This is a genomic window from uncultured Campylobacter sp. (assembly GCF_938040115.1).
In the GTDB taxonomy this organism is placed as follows: domain Bacteria; phylum Campylobacterota; class Campylobacteria; order Campylobacterales; family Campylobacteraceae; genus Campylobacter_A.
In genome coordinates this window covers 1-2,054 of the sequence record NZ_CALHXD010000071.1, presented here as the reverse complement: position 1 = coordinate 2,054, position 2,054 = coordinate 1, and the positions used below count along the sequence as shown (strand labels likewise).

Below are 2,054 nucleotides of genomic sequence, written 5' to 3'. Positions count from 1 at the left end.
CCTGCGGTAGTAAAAGCAGTCGGCGAGATAGTAAATAAAATGCACCTCTACCCCGACGACAGCTACTTTGAGCTAAAGGCTGCGCTAGCTAGTAATTTTGGCGTTAGCGCAAAATCTATCGTAATAGGCTCCGGAAGCGATCAGATAATAGAATTTGCCGTGCACGCAAAAGCAAACGCAAACAAGGGAATTTTGATTGCAGGCATAACATTTGCTATGTATGAAATTTACGCCAAAGCAGCGGGTGCAAAGGTTTTTAAAACTGATAGTAAAGAGCACGATCTAGACGAGTTTTTGCAAATTTACAAGGCTAAAAAAGACGAGATCGGAGTAGTATTTTTGTGCGTACCGAATAATCCGCTAGGAGGCTGCCTGGATGCTGAAGAAATTTATAAATTTTTAGAGCAGATTGACGCCGATACACTCGTGGTTATCGACGGCGCGTATCAGGAGTTTGCTAAATTTAAAGACGCAAAAAAAGAGATAAAGCCGCGTGAACTCATAGCTAAATTTCCAAACGCGATATATCTGGGCACGTTTTCTAAAGCTTACGGCCTTGGCGGTATGCGTGTGGGATACGGCATCGGCGAGCAAAGCGTGATGAACGAGCTTGGAAAACTAAGGGCGCCGTTTAACATAACGACGCTTAGCTTAAAAGCGGCCATAGAGGCGCTAAAAGACGAAGAATTTGTAAAAATGACGCTTGAAACAAATTTTGAAGAGATGAAAAAATATGAAGATTTTGCCGATCTTCACGGCATAAAGCATCTACTAAGCTTTACGAATTTTATCGTTTTTGAGTTTGAGCGTCAAAACGCGAGCGAGCTTGCTCAAAATCTGTTAAAAAAAGGTATAATTTTACGTGATCTAAAAGGTTACGGATTAAACGCGGTTCGCATAACGATCGGACTGCCTAGTCAAAACGACGTAGTTTTAAAACAAATTGGGGGAAATTTAAAGTAAATGGATTTCAAAACCGCAATTCAACAAATCGGACAGGTCTATCACAACCTCTCATTAAGACAGCGCCTAGTCGCCGCGGGCTCGGTCGTGCTCGTGGTCGGTTTTTTAGTGTTTTTGAGCATTCACAAAAGCTCAAACGAAAACTACGACGGCTATAGCGTACTTTTTGAAAACACTTCCGCCGCAGACTCTGCGCTGATAATCCAGCAACTTGAAAAAGATAAGGTAAAGTATAAAATTTTAAACGAGGGCACGATTTTGGTGCCAAACTCGGACGTTTACCGCGAGAGGATCTCGATCGCGTCGCTTGGGATTTTAAAAGACGGCAAGGTTGGATTTGAGATTTTCGATAAGCAAGAATTCGGCGCAACTGATGCCGAGCAAAAGGTTAAATTTCAGCGCGCGCTCGAGGGCGAGCTAGCTCGCACGATCGAAAGTCTAGCGCCGATAAATAAAGCCATCGTGCGTATAGCTATACCGAAAGAAACGATTTTTACCGAGCGAGCCACGCCGCCAAGTGCGTCTATCGTATTAAATTTAAAAGACGGACAGAGCTTAAATTTAAAACAAATTACCGGCATTAAAAATTTAGTCGCTGCAGCGGTGGCAAATTTAAAACCAGAGCAAGTCAAAATCGTGAGCCAGGACGGAGTGCCGCTTGGCGAGGAGGACGGCGAATACGATAGCGATCAGATCACGCAACAAATCCGCTACAAACGCGACGCCGAGCACAATCTCGAAGAAAAAATCATAAACGTCCTATCGCCTATCGTTGGTGGCTCGGATAAGGTCGTAGCCAAAGTAACGATAGACTTTGACTTTGCTAGAAAAGATAGCCAAAGCGAGACCTTTGATCCAAACTCTGTAGCTAGAAGCGAACAAAACGTCGAAGAAAAACGCCAAGGTAGTAAAGAAGCCGAAGTGCAAGGCGTGCCGGGAGCTGTGAGCAATATCGGTCCGGTCGAAGGCCTGCAAGACGGTAAAATGAAAGAGCTGTACTCAAAAAGCTCATCTACGACAAACTATGAAATCTCAAAAAAAGTCGAGCGCGTCAAGGATCAGTTTGCTAAGATAAACCGCCTAAGCGCCGC

At 44.2% G+C, this 2,054-nt stretch carries 2 protein-coding genes; both read left to right on the top strand.

Annotation, left to right across the window (positions count from 1 at the left end):
• Nucleotides 1-963 (top strand): histidinol-phosphate transaminase (gene hisC / locus Q0314_RS02815; protein ID WP_298056274.1); only part of this gene is annotated, 963 nt, incomplete at its 5' end.
• Nucleotides 964-2,054: flagellar basal-body MS-ring/collar protein FliF (gene fliF, locus Q0314_RS02810; protein ID WP_298056271.1), on the top strand; the 1,091-nt coding region annotated here is incomplete at its 3' end.